Here is a 20,636-nt window from a genome sequence, read left to right on the forward strand (position 1 = left end):
CATGAGCACCAGCCCCGAGATCGAACGCGACGTGATGGAGTACGACGTCGTCACCGTCGGCGCGGGGCCGGCCGGCCTGTCGTTCGCCATCCGCCTCAAGCAGCTCAACCCCGACATTTCGGTCTGCGTGATCGAGAAGGCGTCCACCATCGGCGCGCACATCCTGTCCGGCGCCGTCATCGAGACCGGCCCGCTCGATGCGCTGCTGCCGAACTGGCGCGACAACCCGCCGCCGGTGTGCGTGCCGGCCACCGAGGACGAGTTCTGGCTGCTCACGAAGACCGGCGGCCGCAAGCTGCCGGTGCCGCCGGGCATGAACAACCACGGGAACGTGATCGTCAGCCTGTCCGCCATGTGCGCCTGGCTCGCGCCGCAGGCCGAGGCGCTGGGCGTCGAGATCTATCCGGGCTTCGCCGCGGCCGAGACGCTGCACGACGAGGCCGGCGCCGTCATCGGCGTGCGCATCGGCGACATGGGCGTGGCGAAGGACGGCTCGCACAAGGCGGGCTATACCGCCGGCATCGACATCCGCGCGAAGGTGACGGTGCTTGCCGAAGGCGCGCGGGGCCATCTGACCAAGCGACTCGTGAAGCAGTTCCGGCTCGACGAAGGCCACGACCCGCAGACGTACTCCATCGGCATCAAGGAGCTCTGGCAGGTGCCCGAGGAGCGCGTCACGCCCGGCAAGATCGTGCACAGCTTCGGCTGGCCCGCCGACAACGCGACCTACGGCGGCAGCTTCATGTACCACCTCGACAAGGGCCGCATCGCGCTCGGCTTCGTCAGTGGGCTCGACTACAAGGATCCGGAGTACAAGCCGTGGGAAGCCTTCCAGCAATGGAAGAACCATCCTTCGGTGAAGCCGCTGCTCGAAGGCGGCACGATCGTCTCCGCCGGCGCGCGCGCGATCGTCACCGGCGGCTGGCAGTCGTTGCCGACCTGCGAGATGCCCGGCGCGATCCTCATCGGCGATACCGCGGGCCTGCTCAACGTGCCGAAGATCAAGGGCACGCACCAGGCATTCCGCTCCGGCATGCTGGCCGCCGAGCACCTCGCCGCGAACGCGCTGTCGCCGGCCGGCTGGGATGCGAAGCTGCGCGGGTCGGACGCGATGGCGGAGCTGCACACCGTCCGCAACGTCAAACCCGCCTTCAAGCGCGGCCTGTGGTTCGGCCTGCTCAACGCGGCATGGGAAACGGTGACGCGCGGCAAGTCGCCGTGGACGCTGAAGAACAAGCCCGACTGGTGCCAGATGGAGAAGCTGGCCGAGTACGACAGCCCCGATCGCGGCTGGGGCGACCGCACGCTCGCTCCACGCGACCGTCTCGCCGGCGTCTACTTCGCCGCGACCGAACACGACGAGGACCAGCCGGTGCACCTCAAGGTGCTCGACACCTCGATCTGCGTGACGCGCTGCACCGTCGAATACGGCAATCCCTGCACGCGCTTCTGCCCGGCGGGCGTCTACGAGATCGTCGAGGACGCCAGCAGCGAAGGCGCCGGCCGCCGCCTGCAGATCAACGCGGCGAACTGCGTGCACTGCAAGACCTGCGACATCAAGGACCCGTACGAGATCATCAACTGGGTCACGCCGGAAGGCGGCTCGGGGCCGAATTACCAGATGCTCTGAGCATTCCGGCCGGTCCGCGGCGGCCTGCGCACAGGCCGCCGGCGCTGTGGACAGAGGCATTCGCCGCTGCCGCGGCGCTGAGTCGACGCTCCGTGGTCACGACGCCGCAAACTCCGGGAGCGCGGTTCCGCGAGTCGCGGTCCGCGCCCCGGTCGGCCGACCTTTTACTGGACGACGAAGTCCGAAATACCGATGGGGCGGTTCGCAATCTGCACTTCGACGTTGTACTTGCCGGGCTGCATGCCCTTCTGGCGGTCGAATTCGTAGTGCGCGAACGGCGTCGACTGGAGCGCGCCACGCTCCTCGTGATGCGTGCGCCCGTCCTGGTACGTCCAGAACACCGTGACCGGCGCGCCCGGCTGACGTCCGGCAGTCGGGAAAGCGACATGCACCGTGTCGCCGATCGCGAAGCTGGATGCGCGAGCCACGACGTTGCCGTCGCTGCCGAGCTGATTGCCCACGGCCAACGCGTTTGCCGACACCGTGACGGGGACGGCGCCGAGCGGGTCACGGCGCGGATCGGAGAAGGCGCCGTCCTTCGCCGCGGTGCCGCGAGCGGGCACCTTCGGTGCCACCGTCTCCTCGTCCGCCGAGCCGCAACCGGCCAGCGCCAGGCCCACGAGCAGAGGCAACACCCACATACGCTTGTTCATGAATAGGCTCCCGCCCGATCGGATTGAGGAATTATCCCGCGATCGGACAACCCGTGCGGCCCTGGAGTTCCTCGCGTGACACCCCCGGCGCCATTTCGACGAGCCGCAGGCCGTCCGGCGTCACGTCCAGCACCGCCAGCTCGCTGATGATCCGGTTCACCACGCCCACGCCGGTCAGCGGCAGCGTGCACTCGGGCAGGATCTTGTGCTCGCCGTTCTTCGCGGTGTGCTCCATCAGCACGACGACGCGCTTCACGCCGGCGACCAGATCCATCGCGCCGCCCATGCCCTTGACCATCTTGCCGGGCACCATCCAGTTCGCGAGGTCGCCCTTCTCGGTGACCTGCATCGCGCCGAGGATCGCGAGGTCGATGTGCCCGCCGCGGATCATCGCGAACGAGTCGTGGCTGCCGAAGAAGCTCGCGCCCGGCAGGGCGGTGACAGTCTGCTTGCCGGCGTTGATGAGGTCGGCGTCGATCTCGGCTTCGGTCGGGAACGGGCCGATGCCGAGCAGGCCGTTCTCGCTCTGCAGCCAGACGTGCATGCCCTCGGGAATGTGGTTCGCCACCAGCGTCGGCAGGCCGATGCCGAGATTGACGTAGGCGCCGTCGGTGAGTTCCTGCGCGGCGCGCTGCGCCATTTCGTCGCGGGTCCAGGGCATTGCGTCTCTCCTCAGGCGGCGCGCACGGTGCGCTGTTCGATGCGCTTCTCGGGGGAAGCGTTCACGACGATGCGGTCGACGTAGATGCCGGGCAGGTGCACGTGGTCGGGATCGATCGCGCCGACCGGCACCAACTCCTCGACCTCGACGACGCAGACCTTGCCCGCCATCGCGCACGCCGGATTGAAGTTGCGCGCGGTCTTGCGGAACACGAGGTTGCCGCTCTCGTCGGCCTTCCACGCCTTCACCAGCGAGACGTCGGCGCGCAGCGCGGTCTCCATTACGTACATCTGGCCGTCGAACTCGCGCGTCTCCTTACCTTCCGCCACCACCGTGCCGTAACCGGTACGGGTGAAGAAGGCCGGGATGCCAGCGCCGCCGGCGCGCAGCCGCTCGGCGAGCGTGCCCTGCGGATTGAATTCGAGCTCGAGCTCACCGGAGAGGAACTGGCGCTCGAACTCCTTGTTCTCGCCCACGTAGGACGAAATCATCCGGCGGATCTGCCGCGTCTCCAGCAGCAGGCCGAGGCCGAAGCCGTCGACGCCCGCATTGTTCGAGATCGCGGTGAGGCCCTTCGCCCCGGAATCACGCAGCGCGGCGATCAGCGCTTCCGGGATGCCGCAGAGGCCGAAGCCACCGACGGCGAGCGTCTGGTTGTCGGCGACGAGATCGGCGAGCGCCGTCGTAGCGTCGGGGTAGACCTTGCTGCGCGCGGCCATGCGGGCACTCCGGATGCGGGAGCCGCGATTCTAGCGGCGCCGATGTTGCGCCGCACCGTACCTTCGTCCGAGGGCGTCGCGACGCCCGCGCCGCCCCGTCACGAACGCCCGTAGACGTCCTCGAGCCGCACGATGTCGTCCTCGCCCAGATAGCCGCCGGACTGCACCTCGATCAGCTCCACGGGCTCGGAACCGTTGTTGCGCAGCCGGTGCACGGTGCCCACCGGGATGAAGGTGCTCTCGTTCTCGTGCAGGTCGAAGACGCGCTCGCCGCAGGTCACCTCCGCGGAGCCGGACACCACGATCCAGTGCTCGGCGCGATGGGTGTGCTTCTGCAGGCTCAGCGCCGCGCCCGGCCGCACCACGATCCGCTTCACCTGGAAACGCGTGCCGACCGCCAGCGAGTCGTAGCTGCCCCAGGGGCGGTAGACCTTGCGGTGGACGAGGTGCTCGGTGCGGCCCGCGGCCTTGAGCCGGTCGACCAGCACCTTGACGTCCTGCACCCGGTCCTTGCGCGCGACCAGCGTGGCATCGGGCGTGTCGACGATGACGAGGTCCTCGACGCCGAGCGTCGCGACCATGCGGCGCTCGGCCGCGCGCACGAGGCAGCCGCGGCTGTCGACCGCGATGACGTCGCCGTCGAGCCGGTTGTCGTCGGCATCGCGCTCGGCCACCGACCACAGTGCCGACCAGGAGCCGATGTCGCTCCAGCCGCAGCTGACCGGCACGACGGCCGCGCGGTCGGTCTTCTCCATCACCGCGTAGTCGATCGAATCGCTGGGGCTCGCCGCGAACGCGTCGGCGTCGATGCGGATGAAGTCGAGATCGGCGCGCGCACTCGCGTAGGCCGCACGCGCCGCGGCGGCGATCGCGGGGGCGTGCGCCGCGAGCTCGTCGAGATAGCGCGAGGCGCGGAACAGGAACATGCCCGAGTTCCAGAAGTACCCGCCATGCGCGAGGTAGCTTTCGGCGGTGGCGAGGTCCGGCTTCTCGACGAAGCGGTCGACCGCCGCGCCGGCATCGTCGAGCGGCACGCCACCGAGGATGTAGCCGTAGCCGGTCTCGGCGTAGTCGGGGCGGATGCCGAACGTCACCAGCCAGCCCGCCTCCGCCAGGGCGCGGGCGCGGCTCACCGCATCGCGGAACGCGGCCTCGTCCTCGATCAGGTGGTCGGCCGGCAGCACCAGCATCAACGCATCCGGATCGTGCGCGGCGAGGTGGCAGGCGGCGATCGCGATCGCAGGCGCCGTGTTGCGTGCCGACGGCTCCAGCAGGATGCCGCCGCCGCGCAGGCCGGAGGCCTGCAACTGCTCGCCCACCATGAAGCGGTGATCGTCCGCGCAGACCGTGACCGGGGGGGCCACGCCGGGCAACCGGCTCGCCCGCAGCACGGTCTCCTGGTAGAGCGAACGGTCGCCGACCAGGGCGAGGAACTGCTTGGGCTGGTTCTGGCGTGAGAGCGGCCACAGGCGCGTGCCGCTGCCACCGCTGAGTACGACGGGATGCAGCATCGGTGGTTCCGCGAATTCGTTCCCGGAAAGAATACCGGCCTACCCTCACCCCCGGCTAACGGCGCCAGCGGCCGCTCTCGGCTAAAATCGCCGGTCTCGGGCGCGCGCGGCGCCCCCGCCACTGGAATCCCCACACGATGAAGATCCTCGTCGCCTACAAGCGCGTGGTGGACTACAACGTCCGCATCCAGGTCAAGCCCGACGGCACCGGCGTCGTCACCGAGGGCGTCAAGCTCTCGCCGAACCCGTTCGACGAGATCGCCCTCGAGGAAGCGCTGCGACTGCGCGACAAGGGCATCGCCACCGAAGTGATCGTTGCCACGATCGCCCCCGCCGACGCGCAGCCGCACCTGCGCAACGGCCTCGCGATGGGCGCGAACCGAGCGATCCACGTGGTGGTCGACGCCGGCACCGACGTGCCGCCGCTCGCCGCCGCTCGCACGCTGCTCAAGCTCGTCGAGCGCGAGCAGCCGGATCTCGTGATCCTCGGCAAGCAGGCCATCGACGACGACGCCAGCCAGACCGGCCAGATGCTCGCCACGCTGTGGGGCCGCCCGCAGGCGACGTTCGCGTCGAAGCTCGAGGTCGACGGCGGCAAGGCCACGGTGACGCGCGAAGTCGACGCGGGCCTGGAGACGATCGAGGTCGACCTGCCGGCGGTGGTCACCACCGACCTGCGCCTCAACGAGCCGCGCTTCATCAAGCTGCCCGACATCATGAAGGCCAAGAGCAAGCCGCTCGAGACGCTCGCCTTCGCCGACCTTGGCGTCGACACCGGCGTCGCGATCCGCACCACGTCCTACGCGCCGCCCGCGAAGCGGACGAAGGGGATCATGGTCAAGGACGCGGCCGAGCTCGTCGCCACGCTCAAGCAGCGCGGCCTGCTGTAACGCCCCGCCGGGCGGACCGCGCGCCGCGCGACCGTCCGGCACGAAGGTTCCCGCGAGGGAACGCCGTCACCCGAGGAAATTCTGATGTCCAAGGTCCTGATCGTCGCCGAGCACCTGGGCGGCCGCCTCAACGCTTCCAGTGCGAAGTGCGTCACCGCCGCGCAGGCCCTGTCGCCCGAGTCGATCGACGTGCTCGTGCTCGCCGACGCGCCTGACGCGGTGGCCGCCGAAGCCGCGAAGCTGTCCGGCGTCGCGCGCGTGCTCACCGTCGCCAATGCCGCGAATGCGAACGCGATCGCGCAGGTGCTCGCGCCGCAGGTCGCGCAGCTCGCCGCGAACTACACGCACGTCTTCGGCCCGAGCACCACGTTCGGCAAGGACCTGATGCCCTGCGTCGCCGCGCTGCTGAACGCGCCGCAGGTGTCCGATGCGATGGCCGTCGAAGGCGCCCGCACGTTCAAGCGCCCGATCTACGCCGGCAACGCGATCACGACGGTCGAGGTGCCCGAGGGCGTCGTGGTGGTCGCGACGATCCGCACCGCCTCGTTCGCCGAGTGCGCGCGCGATGGCAACGCGACCGTGGAGGCGGCCGCCGTCGACGCGACGTTGCCGACGCACACGCGCTTCGTCGGCCTCGCCGCCGGCTCCAGCGACCGCCCGGACCTGCAGAGCGCCAAGCGCGTCGTCTCCGGCGGCCGCGGCGTCGGCTCGGCCGAGAACTTCAAGGTCGTCTACGAACTCGCCGACAAGCTGGGCGCGGCGGTCGGTGCCTCGCGCGCCGCGGTCGACGCCGGTTACTGCCCGAACGAGATGCAGGTCGGCCAGACCGGCAAGATCATCGCGCCGGAGCTCTACGTCGCGGTCGGCATTTCCGGCGCGATCCAGCACCTCACCGGCATCAAGGACGCGGGCACGATCGTCGCCATCAACAAGGACCCCGACTCGGCGATCTTCGAGATCGCGGACATCGGGCTCGTCGGCGACCTGTTCCAGATCCTGCCCGAGTTGCACGCCGCGCTCTGACGCAGCGTAGAGACCCCCCCCGGAACGGCGCGACGCGAGTCGCGCCGTTTTTCTTGGGGCTCGTCGATCCATCGTCCCGCAATCGCGGGTGCCGGTACTTCGCACGCGATCTCCCGATACGAGCGCTGCGTTCCATCTACTCGATGCGCAGCCGCGCACGCAAAGAAAAACGGCGCGATTCGCATCGCGCCGTTTCTTGTTCGCGGGACTCGGCGGGATCAGGAGCCGCCGTTCATCACCGACCAGCCCGGCGGGTAGCCGTCGACCAGTTCCGAGATGAAACCGCCGTCCGCCTGGCTGCGCCAGACCCAAAGCAGGTCGTTGGTGTCGTTCGTCCACAGCAGGTCGCCGCGACCGTCGCCGTCGAAATCGCCCGTGGCGATCACGCGGTAGATCGAGCCCACCGGCGTCGTGCGGTTGCCGATGATCGACGTGCCGCTCATCAGCCAGTAGTCGACGATGCCGAGGCCGTTGTTCTGCCAGATGACGTCGGACTTGCCGTCGGCGTTGAGGTCGGTCGCACCGCGGACGACCCAGCCGTTCGGCACGCTGGCCACCGCGTACTTGTCGAACTGGCCGTTGCCCAGGCCGCGCCACATCGAGACGTTGAGGCCGGTCGCGTCGGTCCAGAGGATGTCGCCGCGGCTGTCGCCGTCGAAGTCGCCGGTCGCCGCGAAGCGATCCGTCGACGACACGTTCTGCGGGCTCGTGCCGATGATCGAAGGCCCGTTCATCAGCCACACGTCCATCCGGCCGATCACCTGGTTGCGCCAGATGATGTCGGACTTGCCGTCGCTGTTGAGGTCGGCAACGCCTTCGACGCGCCAGTTGGCGGGATAGCCGCTGACGAGCTGCACGTCGTAGCCGCCCGCGCCATTGCTGCGCCAGATCCACAGCAGGTCGTTCGTGTTGTTCGTCCACAGCAGGTCGGTCGCGCGATCGCCGTCGAAGTCGCCGGTGCCGACGATGCGGTAGATCGACGAGACCGCACGCACGCTCTCGGTCGTGCGCTGGCGGCCGTTCATCAGCCAGTACGCCTGCAGCTCGAGGCCCGGGTTGCGCCAGACGATGTCGGACTTGCCATCGGCGTTGAGGTCGTTGCGCACCGCGGCAGCGGTCACCAGCGGCACCACCGTGGGGCGGAACGTGGTGATGATGCCGACGGTGTTGTTGATGCTGCGGGCGTTGTCGGCCTGGTCCGTCACGCCGCACGGCAGGTTGCCCTGCGCGCTGCAGATCGAGATGCGCGGGTTCGAGAAGACCGCGTTCTTGAACTGGCCCGAATCGCCGTAGGCCATGATCGTGTAGAAGTTGCCCGCGTCCGCGCCCGTCTTGTAGCCGAACGAGTAGGTGAACGCGCCGTACTTCACGACGCCGTTCGTCGTCGCGGTGGCGACGTCGTGCGCGGAACCGAGGTTGTGGCCGATCTCGTGGGCGAACGTCTCGTTGCGGCAGACGTAGCCGCCGTCCGGGAACAGGTTGCCGCCCGAATCGCTCACGACGGACATGCCGAAGTCCTCGTCGGACTGCGTGATCGACGTGCGACCACCACCGAGCAACCAGGCGATGCCGCAACCGGCATTGGTGGCGTTGTTGAAGCGCCGGACGAGCGAAATGAGGTCGGCGCCGTACTGTTCGCGCGCGGTGTGCAGCGGCTGCAGCGCGGCCGGGATCGGCGCGGAACCGACGCCCGACTTGTAGCCCGTCAGCTCTTCGAGTGCGGTCTTGTTGTCGGTGTTGTCGACGTAGTTCACCGCGACGGCCTTCACCATCCGCACCTGCGCGTTCACCTGGCTGGTGACGTACGCGGTGTTGGTGATGTCGACGAGGTTGTTGAGGCGGGTCAGTGCCTGCGACTCGCCGCTGTACATCGACACCAGGCCCGGCGTATAGCCGACGACGACGTCGATGACGGGCGTGCCGCCCGCGGCTTCCGCGGTCGCCGCCGCGGCTTCGACGCGGCGCGGATCGACGACGGGCGATTCCGGCGGAACGAGGAAGTCGTCGTTCTTCGGTCGCGTCAGCGCATTGTCGGTCGCGGCGATCACGCGGCGATCGGTCTCGAGCAGCCACGCGCGACCGGCGGCGAGCGTCAGTCGCAGCGGATCCTCGGCGCCGTTCGGAATCGTGCCGAACGCGGCCTTCGGACCGAACGTGATGACCGCGTCCTGGCCCTGCGCATTCTTGCCGACCCACGTCCAGTTGCCGTCGGCGTGCTCGATGTGGCGCGTATAGCGCAGGTCGATCGGCGTGCCGTTCGGCGCACGCAGCGTCAGGTGGCCGGAGGCGATCGCGTTGAGCGCATGCGCTTCGCTGAGCTCGACCGGATGCCAGGTGTAGGCGCCTTCGTGATGCGCCTTGCGGGTGCTGTCGACACGCGTCAACTCGCCGCGATCGGGCAGCACTGCGAAGGTGCGGGCGGCGCCGCCGATGCGGACCGGACCGGCCTTCGCCGACGTCGGGAACGCGTGCGATGCATCCTTGGCAACGCGTGCGGAGAGCGACGCCTTATCGGATCCGTCGTTCTGCGCGCAGCCTGCGAGCGCCAGCAGCGCAACGCCGGCGAACTTCCATTTCATCGTCTTCATCGGATTCCCCCGGCGCGGACCCCACGCCCCAGGGCAGCATGCTGCGGTCCCGGTGCCCCGAACGCAATCGCCTTCACAGATCCTCAACAGCCCGGGTTCACCGTCATGAAGCGGTCAGCGGCCTGCCGGAACCGTTCGAAGTCAAAGACCCCGCGGCGCTCGTACAGGAGCCGCCCGGGGTGGGGGCGCTCGAGCAGCCGGTTCCAGGCGGCAGGCTGCCGCGGGAAACGACCCGACACCAGCATCGCCCAGGCGAAGAACGGCAGCAGCCCGAGCCAGGTCCGCCACTGCGACAGGAAATACAGGCAGATCCGCACGGCCAGGACCCGCTCCGCCGCGGTGGCCCGGTAGGCACTGACCGGGCCGTTCGCGGGCATGGGATGCAGCACGCGGAACCATGGGCCGGGCAGGCCGACCCCCGTGTACAGGGGAAACTGCTCGACCTCGGTTACGGCGTGCCGCCGGGCCAAGGTGAGGGCCAGCAGGTGGGTGGCGTCGTGGTCCTGATGGCCGCCTTCCCAGGCCGGCGTTACGACCCGCGCAATAGAGCCCTCTGCGTCCGCCCAAGGAAGGAGCCCCGTCCACGCGCGGTCCAGCGCCAGCGGTAGTGTCCCGTCGCCGATGCCCAGCTCACGGCCGATAAAGCGCACCTGCCCGGCCGGAATGCCCAGGCGGTCCAGCGCCCGCAGGCTTTCGCGCTCGCGAATGTCCACCCCCTGCCCGCCGAAGCCGCCATCCGTGAGATAGGCGCATTCCACCCGGTAGCCGGCACGGACCAGTTCCCGCAGCCGCAGCGAACAGGCGAACTCGTCGTCCGGATGGGCGAACAGGACGAGCGCGACGGGGCGCTGGTCAGAACGCATCGAAGTCGAGGAACGAGAACGCGGATTCACCGCACTCGAGGCGGTGCCCGCCGGCCAGCGGGCGGAAGATCAGGTTGAGGGGGGACGGCCGCAGCCGGGCGGGAAGCTGCGGATACAGGCCGAAGCGGCCGCTGCCGGCGGGCATCAGGCCGAGCCAGACCCGCATCGAGGCGCCGTTCGCGTGCCGGGCACCCTGCGGCACCTGCAGCGGGCCCGGCAAGCCCGCCCAGGCGCGCAGCAGCGGCTTGCCGGTCGGCGCGGAGAGACCGACGACATCGCCACCGCTCGACTCGATGCGAACCGGGTTTGCGGGATTCGCCAGCCGCCATGCCAGCGATTCGGTGGTCCAGGACTGCCGGAAGCGAGCGCCCGCCACGCGCCCCGCCCAGTCGAAGCGGCCCAGCGGCCCGAGCCCGACGCGCGACTCGAGCGGCTCGACCAGCGAGAACCCCAGCTTGCGCACGAACCCGGGCGTGCTGTTGGCGTTGGCGACGCCGTAGACGAGCGCGACGCCTTCAGCGGCCGCGGCTTCGTAGGTCTGGTCGGCCAACCGTGTGAACAGCCCTTTGCCCTGGTAATCGGGATGCGTCGCCGTGTTGAGCGAGAGCAGCGCGGGCACGTCCCGTCCGTCGAACCGGATGCGTGCCCGCGTGCAGATGTAGTGCGCTGCGAGCGTGTCCCCGTCCACCGCGTTGAAGCCGATCGCATGGCCCAGCGGGTTGTCCACGTAGAGCCAGCGCAGGTAGGCGAGGTCCTGCAGCTTGCCCGCGGTGGGAAAGCAGGCGGCGAAGAGCGCGACGTAGTGCTGGAGGTCGTTGTCGGTGAATGCGCAGCGTTCGAACCGCATCGGGCGTCCTCAGCGATAGATCCAGTAGCGCGACACGATAAAGCCCAGCGCCGCGAGCGCGGCGTCGACCGCGGGCTTGAGCATCCAGGCCCACTGCAGTCCGGCGCCCGCATCGATCGCGTGGACCGCGAGCGTGCTGAGCAGGGTCATCGTGGACCAGGACGCGAGGAAGCGCAGAAACCTGCGCCAGCCCAGGCGCCCCTCGCCGGCCTGCCGGAACGTGAGCACGCCATTGAGCCAGAAGCCGAGCGCGGCACCGAGGATGCGGCCGGCGATGTTGGATGGGACCGTGGCCACGCCGAGCGAGGTGAGCGCAACGAAGCCGAGCCAGTCGAGCAGCAGCTGCAGCGCCCCGACGAGGCCGTAGCTCGCGCCCTGGCGGAGCAGCGAAGGACGCCCGCTCACGCGCTGCGGCCGGCCCGATAGCCTTCGAGCCGGTCCGACACGGGCAGGCGAGGCACCGCCGCGATGTCGTAGGCGAAGAAGGCGAGCAGCAGCTGCAACCCGACGAGCACGGGCACGACCGCCAGCATCACGGTGCCGATCGGCGTCGCCGTTCCGGCGAGCACCGCGGCGTACCAGCGCCATGCGCCGAATGCGAAGCCGAACGTGACCAGCCCGAGGCCGGCCAGCAGTTCCAGCGAGGCGATGGACAGGTCGCGCAGGAAATAGTTGTAGAAGACGCGCTTGGCGAAGTTGCGTACGTGCTTGCTGAAGAACTCGCCGACCACGCGACGCACGTGCAGGTTGCTCACCTCGTCGCCGTAGTGTGCGTCCATCGGCACGTCCACGACCACGGCGCGGAACGTCCCGAGGCGGAACAGCAGGTCGGTCTCGAAGAAGTACCGCTCGCTGATCTTGTCGTGCGGCAGCACCGCCGCGACGCGCGCGCTGATCGCCGTGTAGCCGTTGGTGGGATCGAACAGATCCCAGTAGCCGGTCGACACCTTCGCCATGAACGACAGTACCGCGTTGCCGAACAGGCGGATCGCGGGCATGCGGCTGATGCAGCGCAGGTCGTAGAACCGATTGCCCTTCGTGTAGTCGGCCTGGCCGCGCACGATCGGGCCGATCATCCGCGGGATCATCGCCGGGTCCATCTGGCCATCGCCGTCGACCTTCACGATCACGTCGGCGCCGTCGTCCACCGCGCGTCGGTAGCCGTGCATCACGGCGCCGCCGACACCGAGGTTGCGCGCATTGCGCACCACGGTCACCCGCGGGTCGGTGCAGCTCGCCTCGACATGGTCGCCGGAGCCGTCGGGGCACGCATCGTCGACCACGTAGATCCGATCGATGAAGTCCGGCATCGCCGCGATCACGCCGAGCACGTGGCGCGTGACCTTGTACGCCGGAATGACCACCGCGATGCGATGCGGGGCCGCCACGGCGGCGATGGGACTGGGGGCGGGAACGCAGGCCATGTCGTTTAGTATACGGCGATGCCTGCATCCGCCCTCTTCCGCGCCGGCGTGCCGGCCCCGTACGCACGCGCGTTTCTCGCGTCGACCTGCACCCTGCTGGCCCTCGTCGCCGTCGCGCTGCACAGCCCGGGGCACACGAGCGTCGACAGTTCGATCCAGCTGCACGAGGCGATTACCGGCCGGATCATGAGCTGGGCGCCGCCGTTCATGAGCGCCCTCCTCTACTGGCTCGGGCTCGGCTCGGTCGGCACCGCGCTGTTCGTCGCGCTCAACGCCGGTTCCACCTACGGCGGCATGCGGCTCGCGATCGGAACGGGCGGCGTCGGTCGCATCGCCTGGTGGAAGATCGCGATCGCACTGGCGCTGGTCCTGAATCCCGTCGTTTTCCTCTACGTCGGCATCGTCTGGAAGGACGTGCTGCTCGCGTCGCTGTGTTCGCTGTCGCTCGGCCTCACGCTGGCCGCATGGCGGCACACGGGTGGCATGCGCATCGCACTCGCCGTCGCCGCGCTCGTGGTGCTCCTGCCGATCCCGCAGGTGCGCCAGCAGGGCCTGCTGATGCTGCCGCTGTTCGCGGTGTCGCCGGGGCTGCTGATCGTCGATGCCGGATGGAGGACGCGGCGTGCGCGGATCATCGCGGGGGCGATGGTGGTCATCGGGCTCGTGCTCGGCCATTTCGCGGTGCGCACGGCGATCGAGTCCGCGTTCCAGAAGAATGCGACCGGCTCGATCTACAGCGCGGTTGGCAGCGACGTGAGCGTGGGCACGCGGATGATCCGCATGTACGACCTGGTCGGCATCGAGGCGCGCACGCCCGGCGGCGCGCAGCTCAAGGCGACCGGCGTCGATCGCGAGAGCCTCGCGGCGACGGTGGCCATGTACACGCCGGAGCGCATCGACACGCTGCAGGGACCGCCGCTGGACCGCACCTTCGGTTCGCTGCAGGGCGACCGCCTCGCCGATGCCTGGAAGGATGCGGTCCTCGAGCATCCGGGCGCCTACCTGGCCCATCGCTGGGACGTGTTCTCGTGGCTGGTCGGCTTCCACGGCGAGGACCGCTGCCTGCCGATCCACGTCGGCACTGCCGGCCTGCCCGACTTCCTGAAGGAATCCGGGATGCGCGAGGAGCAGGACGCGCGCGATTCGCGCCTCTACACGCTGCTGCAGCCGATCACTCGGACGCTGGTCTGGCGCCACTGGTTCTACGTGATCCTCGGACTCGTCGTCGCCACCGCCGCGTGGCGCCGTGGCCCGTCGGCGCGTCGCGTGCTGCTGCCGTGGGTCGTCGGCCTTGCCGTCTTCAGCGCAGGCTACTTCCCGACGTCGATCGCCTGCGACTTCCGCTACCTGTACACGCTGGTGCCGTGTTCGGCGATCCTGCTGCTCGGACTGCTCCTGCGCGAGCCTGAGCGCCGCACCGCCTGACCGCCGATCAGTCGATCGTCCGGCTGCCCACGCAGCGGACGATCTCGGCGCCGTACGCCTGCAGCAGCTTCACGTCGACCGGCCACTTCGCACCGTCCGGAAGCTCGAGGTCCGCGGCGAAGCCGCCGCCGGCCGCATCGGTCACGCCGAAGTGCGCCGCGACGTCCCCGCGCGAGACCGTGTTCGGCATCTCGAACCGCCATGCGTGGCCCTTCGCATCGACGAGCGCGAGGCGCGTGGTCGGTGCGACGCGACGCTGCGCGTAGTCGAACATCCAGCCTTCGACGTGGAACCGCGACCCCGTGGGCTCGAGGCGCTTCGCCACTTCGAGGTTGCACGCGGCAGCCGGCGCATTTGCCCAGCGGCGTGTCTCCGCTTCGGTGACTTCCTGCCAGGCGGGACGCGGTGCCGCTGCGGCGGTGCCGGCGGGCGCGCCCGCGACCGGACCGGTCGGCTCCATCGGCGGCGCCATCGCATGCCGGGCGCCGGACTCCAGCACTTCGAGCAGGACGACGTCCGGCTTGAACTGCTGCATCAGCTCCTCGCGGTAGAAGCCGTCCTGGTCGTGCGCGAAGACAATGCGACTGAAGTGCGGGAGCAGGAACGGCATGAGCGCATTCGAGAAGGAATCACCCGTCATCAACAGGACGGGTTTGTCCTGCACTCCCGTTTCGATCACGTGCGGTGCGGTCCAGTCCTGTCGTTCCGTGAGGTAGGTCGTCTTCGCGGTGGCGCTGACCGGCAGATATTCGAAGCGCGGGAAGTCCTGCTTGACGAACCCGCCCACGCCGAGCATCAGCGCGACGTCACGCGGCGTGCCCCCCGGAACCTCCACGCGCGCGTAGCGCGACAGCGGCCACACCTCGACGGGTACGCCCTGCCGCGTCAGCAGCCGCGCCAATTCGACGTAGCCGCGGTACGCGCCCAGCCCGGTCCAGTGGATGTCGTTCGGCGTGTAGATCGGCTCGACCTCGCGGCGCGCGGCGCGCAGTGCCGGCAGGAGGTAAAGGACGTTGTCCATCTTCGCGCGCTGGGCCGTCGCCAGCAGGCGTTCGGAGTCGACGTCGGCGCCGCCGTCGCGGAACCAGCCGGGTGCGTGTTCAGGATAGACGCGCTCTTTCACGGGCGCGAGCATCACGGCGTACACCGCGCCCGAGCGGGCGACCGCCTCGGTGCGCCCCCGCAGCGTGCGCACCCAGCGGTCGGCTTCGGCGGGCTGCAGCGGAACGGCGGCGCGCGCCGTGCCCAGGTGCGAGCCATCGTCGTAGAACAGCCAGTCGTCACGACCCACGATCACGCGCGTCGAACCCGAGTCGCCCACGCGCATCCGCAGGCGGTTCAACCCGGCGATGAGGTGCGTGCGCGCCGGGAAATGGTCCTGGACCCAGGCATCGACCTTCTTCGGAAGGCCCCACCAGTCGGTCTGCGCCTCGGTCCACGACGGCAGCGGCGCCAGTTCGCGGTTCTCTGCGATGTCGGGGGCGCGCACGAAGCGCGGGGCCACGTGCAGGGCGATCAGGATGCCCAGCGCACCGCCGACGAGACCCCATCGGCGCGGCTCACGGGTGATCGAGCTGTCCATGTCAGAACCGGAAGTACAGGAAGGGGTTGAGCGAGGAGCCGGCCAGCAGTGCGATCGAGAGCACGAGGCCGGCGAGCAGCAGCGGTGCCGGCAGCGCGGCCACCCGCAGCGTGTCGAGCCGCGGCTCGCGGATCGTCGGCGACTCGCCGTAGACAGGTCGTCGCAGGCGGCGCATCAGCGCCGGCAGGGTCGGCATCGCGAGCACGCAGCCAAGCGCGAAGGCCGCCCAGAACTGGCGGTTCATGACGAGCTTGGACTCGACCAGCGGCGTGTAGAAGGCCCGCAGGTCGAACATGCGCTCAAGGTAGAACAGCGCGCTGCGCAAGCCTTCGGCGCGGAAGAAGACCCAGCCCACCATCACCACGAGCAGCGTGTACAGCGTGGCGAGCACGCGCGGCATCCGCTCCAGCCTGCGGCCGAGCCACAGGCGTTCGATCAGCAGGAACGCGCCGTGGAACAGGCCCCAGACGATGAAGTTCCAGGCCGCGCCATGCCACAGGCCGGTGAGGAAGAACACGATCATGAGGTTCGCGAGCACGCGCCCGCGCGAGCCGCGGTTGCCGCCGAGCGGGATGTAGACGTAGTCGCGGAACCAGAACGACAGCGACATGTGCCAGCGCCGCCAGAAGTCGGTGATCGACCGCGCCGAATAGGGATAGTCGAAGTTCTTCGGGAAGGTGAAGCCCAGCAGGAACGCCAGGCCGATCGCCATATTCGAGTAGCCGCAGAAGTCGAAGAAGATCTGCAGCGTGTAGCTGGCGATGCCGATCCACGCCATCGTGGCGTCGAGGTTGCCGCCGAGCGAGAAGGCATGGTCTGCGACGGGCGCCACGCTGTTGGCGACGAGAACCTTCTGGCACAGGCCGACGATGAAGTACTGCACGCCGAGGCCCGCGCGCAGGTGGCGGCCTTCGCGGTTCAGTTCGGTGCGGATGTCGGCGTAACGGACGATGGGGCCCGCGATGAGATGCGGGAACATCAGGATGTACGTCGCGAACGCCATCGGGCTGCGCTCGGGCTGTACGGTGCGCCGGTGGACGTCGACCACATACGAGATCAGCTGGAACGTGAAGAACGAGATTCCGAGCGGCAGGCGCAGCTCGGGCACGGGGAGCCAGGCGTGGCCGGCGACGCCGTTGATCGTCTGCGCGACGAAGCCCGCGTACTTGAAGAGACCCAGCACCGCGAGGTCGATGACGATGACCGCGCCGAGCCAGCCACGCCCGCGGCCCTCGCCGGCCGCGGCGATGCGATGGGCGCCGACGTGGTTGATGGCGATCAGCGCCAGCAACAGGAGCACGTATGCGCCTTCGCCCCAGACGTAGAACGCGATGCTGCCCGTGAGCAGCGCCGCGGTACGCATCCCGCTCGCGTAATAGAACGCCAGGAAGACCGGCAGGAAATACGCGATGAAGATGATCGAGCTGAAGAGCATGCGTCACCCAAAAAAAAGAGGCGCCGGAACGCCTCTTTCGTGGACTCTGGAGCAGGTCAGTTGACGATGAGCGTCTGGTGCGTCGGGCACAGCACGCGCTGGTCGCCGAACGTGTTCACCATGAACACCTCGTAGCGGCCGCCCGCTACGTTGGCGAAGCCCGCGTCGGCCTGGTAGCCGGAGTTGGCGAGCGCGGGCTTCTTGAAGAACGCGGCGACGTCCGGGCGCTCGAGGCCTTCGCTCGCCGGCAGCGAGAACGACTGCGACTCGCCGTGCAGGAGCATCTCGACCTTGCTCGGCACCGCACCGGCCTCGGAGTCGGTCGCGAACCCGATCAGGCGGTAGTTCGCGTCGTGCTTCGCCGAATACGTGTTGGGCTCGTTGCCGGGGCTCGGCGCCTGGGTCGCGAGGTCGACGACGTTCTCGAGCGAGCACGTGCCGCGGGCCTGCAGCGCCATGAGGTCGGCGGCATCACTGGCCACTGCGAACTGCGGGCCCGCCGGGACGGCCGCCGGGGCCGCAGGCGCGCCCGTGGCCGGGGCGGCGGCGCCGGCCTGCTGCGCGGCGGGGCGCTCGCCGCAGGCGGCGAGAAGGAGGCCGCTGGCGACAAGCAGGGTCAGATTACGCAGGGTCTTCATGGTGGGGATCCTTTGGAAGGGGAAGTGATCGAACCGCGCAGGCGCCGGAGCGCCCACCGCAAAGATTCACCGAGTGCCGCTGGCCAGCCGCGCGTGGCCGCCACGAACCTCAGACGGCCGAGGGCCCGGGCCGCCCGCGAGGCGCCCGGAAGCCCCTGGCCCCGAATCATAGAGTTTTTTTTTGCGCGAACATCTCGGGGTATTCCAGCGGGCCCTGCAGCGTCATCCACTGCTGCAGCGTGCCGGGACCTGCCGCGAACGGCTCCGGAAACGCCTGCTGCAGGTCCGGGCGCGCGCGGTACAGGCGGCGATGCGTGGTCGGGATCGCACTGCCGTCGGCATAGGTGCCGAAGGCCCACGGCACGCGCGCGACCGGGTCCTCGCCGTCGAAGCGCGTCGCCTGCTCGTACCAGCCGACGAGCGCCTCGACCGACGCGTTGCCGCCGGCGTTCTTGGCGGCCATGGCGCGATGCGCGCCGCTGTCGAAGCCGGTGAAGTGGTAGAACCCGAGCGGCTGGCCGTCGACGGTGAAGCCGGACGCCAGGTCGCCGGCGAGCGCCCGCTGCGTGAGGTTCCACGTTGCGACGTTGAAGCGCGGGCTCTTCAGGATCTGCACGCCGTCGAAGAACGCGGGCGCGAGGTCGATCCAGCGCTGGTCGGTGAACAGGCCGCCCGGAATGTCGGCGACGCAGAAGTGGTAGATGCGATCGGCCCACCAGCGCGCGAAGCGGCGGCCTTCCGCCGTGTCCCGGACGCCGAGGAAGCCGAGGTTGTAGATGCCGTGCTTGAGCGCCGCGATCTCGTTGTCGCGGACGGACTCGAGCGACGTCTCCGGCACGGTGAGGTGGGGCGTCAGCGCGACGTCGCCGCGATCGAGCTGCTCGAGCATGTCGTCGAGGCGCGAGAACAGCACCATGTCGGGGTCGAAATACAGCACGCGATCGACATCCGGGCGCGCGAGCATCTCGACGAGCACGAACGGCTTGATCGCGGTCGCGAGCTCGACGATCGCGTGGAAGTACGTCCAGCGCCGACGGTCGGGAATGTCGAGGTCGCCCAGTGCGACGACGCGGTCGATCGGCTCGGCGGAGAAGTCGACGTCCGCATGCGGCTCGTCCGCGAGTGCGAGCACGATCTCGAATTCGGGGTGGTAGCGCCGGATGGACGCGCACAGCTTGCGCACCTTCGGCAGGTAGTTCAGCGCGGCGGAGGTGTATGCAACCGTTTTTCCCACAGCTACGGCTCCCGGGCACGAGTCTCGAGCGGGCTCCGTGCTCGCTCGGCGAGCCGCATGATATCCGCTAGTGCCGCTTCCGCCGTGATATCGGCCGTCACGGCGCCCCGTGTATAGCGGCCCACGCGCTCCGCGGGCGCGCCGATACCGAACACGACCAGCGGCATCTCCATCGCCATGATCTCGTCGGTCACGTACGAGTAGGTCTCCGGGCACACCGACGGCATGAGGCAGACGTCGACCTGGTAGCGCTCGAGCAGGCCGGGCAGCTCATCGGGCGCAAACGATCCGTGGATGAGCATTCGCCCGTTGCGGGACGTACCGGACTGCAACGTGCCGATCACGACCAGCCGGACCGGCAGATTCTTCGCTTCCACCAGCGCGGCCATCGCATTGACGATATCCGCACCCTTCGGCCGGCTGATGTTGCCGATGACGCCGACGGTGACGACCTCCGACGGACGCACGCTCACCGGCCTCAGGTGCGAGTGATCGGGGCGATGCGGGCGCAACTCGATGCGCTGGCGTTCCGCGACCTCGGGATAGGCGCGCGCGAGAATGTCGGCCGACGCCTGGGAGAACGCGACCACGCGATCGGCCGAGCGCAGCAGCTCGCCCCAGGAACCTCGCCAGCCGCCCAGATCGGCCGGCGCCGGAAAGCCCAGGAGGTTCGCGGCATTCCGGGGAAGGCACGCACGGCAGACGTCGAGCTCCGGTACGCCGCAGTAGCGACCGTCCGCATCGATGAGCGTGAACGCGGGACAGACGGAATGGAAATCGTGCAGGTAGTAGACCAGTTCGGTGCCGGCGGGCCGCTGGTGCACGCACCAGTCGACGACGCGCAGCGGCTCGTCGAAGGAGACCAGGTTGTTGATCTCGATCGACGCCAACGGGAACTGGGAAAGCGCCCGCAATGCGGCGTCGAGCGTCGGCGCGCGCCATTGGCTGGTCGCACCACGCGGCGTCGACAGGCTGAGCACGTAGTCGAGGTTCTGGACGTCGGGGCTGACCTGCAGAACCGCGCGCTTGCGGGCGAGCAACTCCAGCATGCGGGCCTGGCGGAACGCATTCGCGCCGCCCCCGAGTGCGTGATCGAAGACAACGACCACGCGCCTGCGCCCCAACTGCAGCGCGGCCCGCGCGGCCCACGCCATCGTCGCGCGCGTGAGGGCGCGCGCGCGGCGGGCTGCCGCAGGCCCCACGGCGCCCGGTCCGAGTTCGCGGAATCGAGCCCACATGTCGCGCATGCCGCGGCGCGGCGGAGCCTGCGCAGGCAGCTCCTCCATCGGGATCGCGATCTCGTGGTGCTGCCCATCGTCCAGCCGCGCGATGAACCTCGCCTCCCCCGCCGGGTCGACATCCGCGGGCAACTGCGCCATCAACATGAAGCCCGCATTGGCGGCGTGCGGCACGTCGGGGAACGCCGCCGCGACATCGGTCCGCATCGAGCCTTCCAGGCAGGCCACCGACGACATGCCGCCGCCCGCGAGCGGCAACAGCAGTTCCGCACCCC

Annotated in this window: 18 protein-coding genes; 4 read left to right on the forward strand and 14 right to left on the reverse strand. The window is 69.3% G+C overall.

All coding sequences use genetic code 11. The features are described 5' to 3' along the window. The first annotated feature begins 1 nt into the window (after position 1). Complete coding sequence (locus tag ACY35P_RS01475; protein ID WP_462114045.1) at positions 2 to 1,630, forward strand: electron transfer flavoprotein-ubiquinone oxidoreductase; 1,629 nt, start codon at positions 2 to 4, stop codon at positions 1,628 to 1,630. Positions 1,631 to 1,794: 164 nt separating this feature from the next. Here ACY35P_RS01475 and ACY35P_RS01480 read toward each other — a convergent pair whose 3' ends face one another. The 4 genes from ACY35P_RS01480 to ACY35P_RS01495 form a co-directional block, all read right to left on the reverse strand. Beyond that, positions 1,795 to 2,283 carry a hypothetical protein gene (locus ACY35P_RS01480; RefSeq protein WP_462114046.1) on the reverse strand — a complete coding sequence of 163 codons (489 nt, stop codon included), beginning with the start codon at positions 2,281 to 2,283 and terminating at the stop codon, positions 1,795 to 1,797. 31 nt (positions 2,284 to 2,314) lie between these two features. Then, positions 2,315 to 2,944 carry a CoA transferase subunit B gene (locus tag ACY35P_RS01485; RefSeq protein WP_462114047.1) on the reverse strand — a complete coding sequence of 210 codons (630 nt, stop codon included), beginning with the start codon at positions 2,942 to 2,944 and terminating at the stop codon, positions 2,315 to 2,317. 11 nt (positions 2,945 to 2,955) lie between these two features. After that, complete coding sequence (locus ACY35P_RS01490; RefSeq protein ID WP_462114048.1) at positions 2,956 to 3,663, reverse strand: CoA transferase subunit A; 708 nt, start codon at positions 3,661 to 3,663, stop codon at positions 2,956 to 2,958. Between the two features lie 98 nt (positions 3,664 to 3,761). Continuing rightward, a complete protein-coding gene (locus tag ACY35P_RS01495; protein ID WP_462114049.1) occupies positions 3,762 to 5,174 on the reverse strand; it encodes a mannose-1-phosphate guanylyltransferase/mannose-6-phosphate isomerase in 1,413 nt (470 codons plus the stop codon). A 137-nt stretch (positions 5,175 to 5,311) separates the two neighbouring features. Here ACY35P_RS01495 and ACY35P_RS01500 point away from each other — a divergent pair, with 137 nt between their 5' ends. Next, positions 5,312 to 6,064, forward strand: a complete 753-nt coding sequence (locus ACY35P_RS01500) for an electron transfer flavoprotein subunit beta/FixA family protein (RefSeq protein WP_462114050.1) — start codon at positions 5,312 to 5,314, stop codon at positions 6,062 to 6,064. 84 nt (positions 6,065 to 6,148) lie between these two features. After that, the gene (locus tag ACY35P_RS01505) at positions 6,149 to 7,087 is read left to right on the forward strand and encodes an electron transfer flavoprotein subunit alpha/FixB family protein (RefSeq protein WP_462114051.1); all 939 of its coding nucleotides are present in this window, start codon (positions 6,149 to 6,151) and stop codon (positions 7,085 to 7,087) included. A gap of 218 nt (positions 7,088 to 7,305) precedes the next feature. Here the strand turns inward: ACY35P_RS01505 and ACY35P_RS01510 are convergent, their stop codons facing one another. The 5 genes from ACY35P_RS01510 to ACY35P_RS01530 form a co-directional block, all read right to left on the reverse strand. Beyond that, positions 7,306 to 9,675 carry a reprolysin-like metallopeptidase gene (locus ACY35P_RS01510; protein WP_462114052.1) on the reverse strand — a complete coding sequence of 790 codons (2,370 nt, stop codon included), beginning with the start codon at positions 9,673 to 9,675 and terminating at the stop codon, positions 7,306 to 7,308. 83 nt (positions 9,676 to 9,758) lie between these two features. After that, positions 9,759 to 10,538 carry a PIG-L deacetylase family protein gene (locus ACY35P_RS01515; protein WP_462114053.1) on the reverse strand — a complete coding sequence of 260 codons (780 nt, stop codon included), beginning with the start codon at positions 10,536 to 10,538 and terminating at the stop codon, positions 9,759 to 9,761. Beyond that, positions 10,528 to 11,385 carry a GNAT family N-acetyltransferase gene (locus ACY35P_RS01520; RefSeq protein ID WP_462114054.1) on the reverse strand — a complete coding sequence of 286 codons (858 nt, stop codon included), beginning with the start codon at positions 11,383 to 11,385 and terminating at the stop codon, positions 10,528 to 10,530. Before ACY35P_RS01520 ends, ACY35P_RS01515 begins: the two co-directional genes overlap by 11 nt. 9 nt (positions 11,386 to 11,394) lie before the next feature. After that, entirely contained in the window at positions 11,395 to 11,790 is a 396-nt protein-coding gene (locus ACY35P_RS01525) for a GtrA family protein (protein ID WP_462114055.1), read from the reverse strand. Continuing rightward, positions 11,787 to 12,809: a glycosyltransferase family 2 protein gene (locus ACY35P_RS01530; RefSeq protein ID WP_462114056.1), complete on the reverse strand. Its 1,023-nt coding sequence runs from the start codon at positions 12,807 to 12,809 to the stop codon at positions 11,787 to 11,789. The genes ACY35P_RS01525 and ACY35P_RS01530 overlap by 4 nt, the downstream gene beginning before the upstream one ends. Positions 12,810 to 12,827: 18 nt before the next feature. Between ACY35P_RS01530 and ACY35P_RS01535 the strand changes: the two genes are divergently transcribed. After that, a complete protein-coding gene (locus tag ACY35P_RS01535) occupies positions 12,828 to 14,234 on the forward strand; it encodes a hypothetical protein (RefSeq protein ID WP_462114057.1) in 1,407 nt (468 codons plus the stop codon). A 7-nt stretch (positions 14,235 to 14,241) separates the two neighbouring features. Here ACY35P_RS01535 and ACY35P_RS01540 read toward each other — a convergent pair whose 3' ends face one another. The 5 genes from ACY35P_RS01540 to ACY35P_RS01560 form a co-directional block, all read right to left on the reverse strand. Further along, positions 14,242 to 15,816, reverse strand: coding sequence for an alginate O-acetyltransferase AlgX-related protein (locus tag ACY35P_RS01540; protein ID WP_462114058.1), 1,575 nt, complete (start codon positions 15,814 to 15,816; stop codon positions 14,242 to 14,244). A 1-nt stretch (position 15,817) separates the two neighbouring features. Continuing rightward, positions 15,818 to 17,251, reverse strand: coding sequence for an MBOAT family O-acyltransferase (locus ACY35P_RS01545; RefSeq protein ID WP_462114059.1), 1,434 nt, complete (start codon positions 17,249 to 17,251; stop codon positions 15,818 to 15,820). Positions 17,252 to 17,307: 56 nt separating this feature from the next. After that, positions 17,308 to 17,889 carry a hypothetical protein gene (locus ACY35P_RS01550; RefSeq protein ID WP_462114060.1) on the reverse strand — a complete coding sequence of 194 codons (582 nt, stop codon included), beginning with the start codon at positions 17,887 to 17,889 and terminating at the stop codon, positions 17,308 to 17,310. A gap of 166 nt (positions 17,890 to 18,055) precedes the next feature. Further along, positions 18,056 to 19,123 (reverse strand): hypothetical protein, encoded by a 1,068-nt coding sequence (locus ACY35P_RS01555; RefSeq protein WP_462114061.1) that lies wholly within the window; start codon positions 19,121 to 19,123, stop codon positions 18,056 to 18,058. A gap of 2 nt (positions 19,124 to 19,125) precedes the next feature. Further along, the gene (locus tag ACY35P_RS01560) at positions 19,126 to 20,619 is read right to left on the reverse strand and encodes a glycosyltransferase (protein WP_462114062.1); all 1,494 of its coding nucleotides are present in this window, start codon (positions 20,617 to 20,619) and stop codon (positions 19,126 to 19,128) included. Positions 20,620 to 20,636: the final 17 nt, after the last annotated feature.

Source organism: Lysobacter xanthus (genome assembly GCF_047159895.1).

What these genes read in the sequence shown, in the direction of transcription:
- ACY35P_RS01490 (WP_462114048.1), bottom strand. Translation starts at nt 3,663, where the DNA reads ATGGCCGCGCGCAGCAAGGTCTACCCCGACGCTACGACGGCGCTCGCC.
- ACY35P_RS01510 (WP_462114052.1), bottom strand. Translation starts at nt 9,675, where the DNA reads ATGAAGACGATGAAATGGAAGTTCGCCGGCGTTGCGCTGCTGGCGCTC.
- ACY35P_RS01480 (WP_462114046.1), bottom strand. Translation starts at nt 2,283, where the DNA reads ATGAACAAGCGTATGTGGGTGTTGCCTCTGCTCGTGGGCCTGGCGCTG.
- ACY35P_RS01485 (WP_462114047.1), bottom strand. Translation starts at nt 2,944, where the DNA reads ATGCCCTGGACCCGCGACGAAATGGCGCAGCGCGCCGCGCAGGAACTC.
- ACY35P_RS01530 (WP_462114056.1), bottom strand. Translation starts at nt 12,809, where the DNA reads ATGGCCTGCGTTCCCGCCCCCAGTCCCATCGCCGCCGTGGCGGCCCCG.
- ACY35P_RS01505 (WP_462114051.1), top strand. Translation starts at nt 6,149, where the DNA reads ATGTCCAAGGTCCTGATCGTCGCCGAGCACCTGGGCGGCCGCCTCAAC.
- ACY35P_RS01550 (WP_462114060.1), bottom strand. Translation starts at nt 17,889, where the DNA reads ATGAAGACCCTGCGTAATCTGACCCTGCTTGTCGCCAGCGGCCTCCTT.
- ACY35P_RS01500 (WP_462114050.1), top strand. Translation starts at nt 5,312, where the DNA reads ATGAAGATCCTCGTCGCCTACAAGCGCGTGGTGGACTACAACGTCCGC.
- ACY35P_RS01540 (WP_462114058.1), bottom strand. Translation starts at nt 15,816, where the DNA reads ATGGACAGCTCGATCACCCGTGAGCCGCGCCGATGGGGTCTCGTCGGC.
- ACY35P_RS01495 (WP_462114049.1), bottom strand. Translation starts at nt 5,174, where the DNA reads ATGCTGCATCCCGTCGTACTCAGCGGTGGCAGCGGCACGCGCCTGTGG.
- ACY35P_RS01545 (WP_462114059.1), bottom strand. Translation starts at nt 17,251, where the DNA reads ATGCTCTTCAGCTCGATCATCTTCATCGCGTATTTCCTGCCGGTCTTC.
- ACY35P_RS01515 (WP_462114053.1), bottom strand. Translation starts at nt 10,538, where the DNA reads ATGCGTTCTGACCAGCGCCCCGTCGCGCTCGTCCTGTTCGCCCATCCG.
- ACY35P_RS01475 (WP_462114045.1), top strand. Translation starts at nt 2, where the DNA reads ATGAGCACCAGCCCCGAGATCGAACGCGACGTGATGGAGTACGACGTC.
- ACY35P_RS01535 (WP_462114057.1), top strand. Translation starts at nt 12,828, where the DNA reads ATGCCTGCATCCGCCCTCTTCCGCGCCGGCGTGCCGGCCCCGTACGCA.
- ACY35P_RS01520 (WP_462114054.1), bottom strand. Translation starts at nt 11,385, where the DNA reads ATGCGGTTCGAACGCTGCGCATTCACCGACAACGACCTCCAGCACTAC.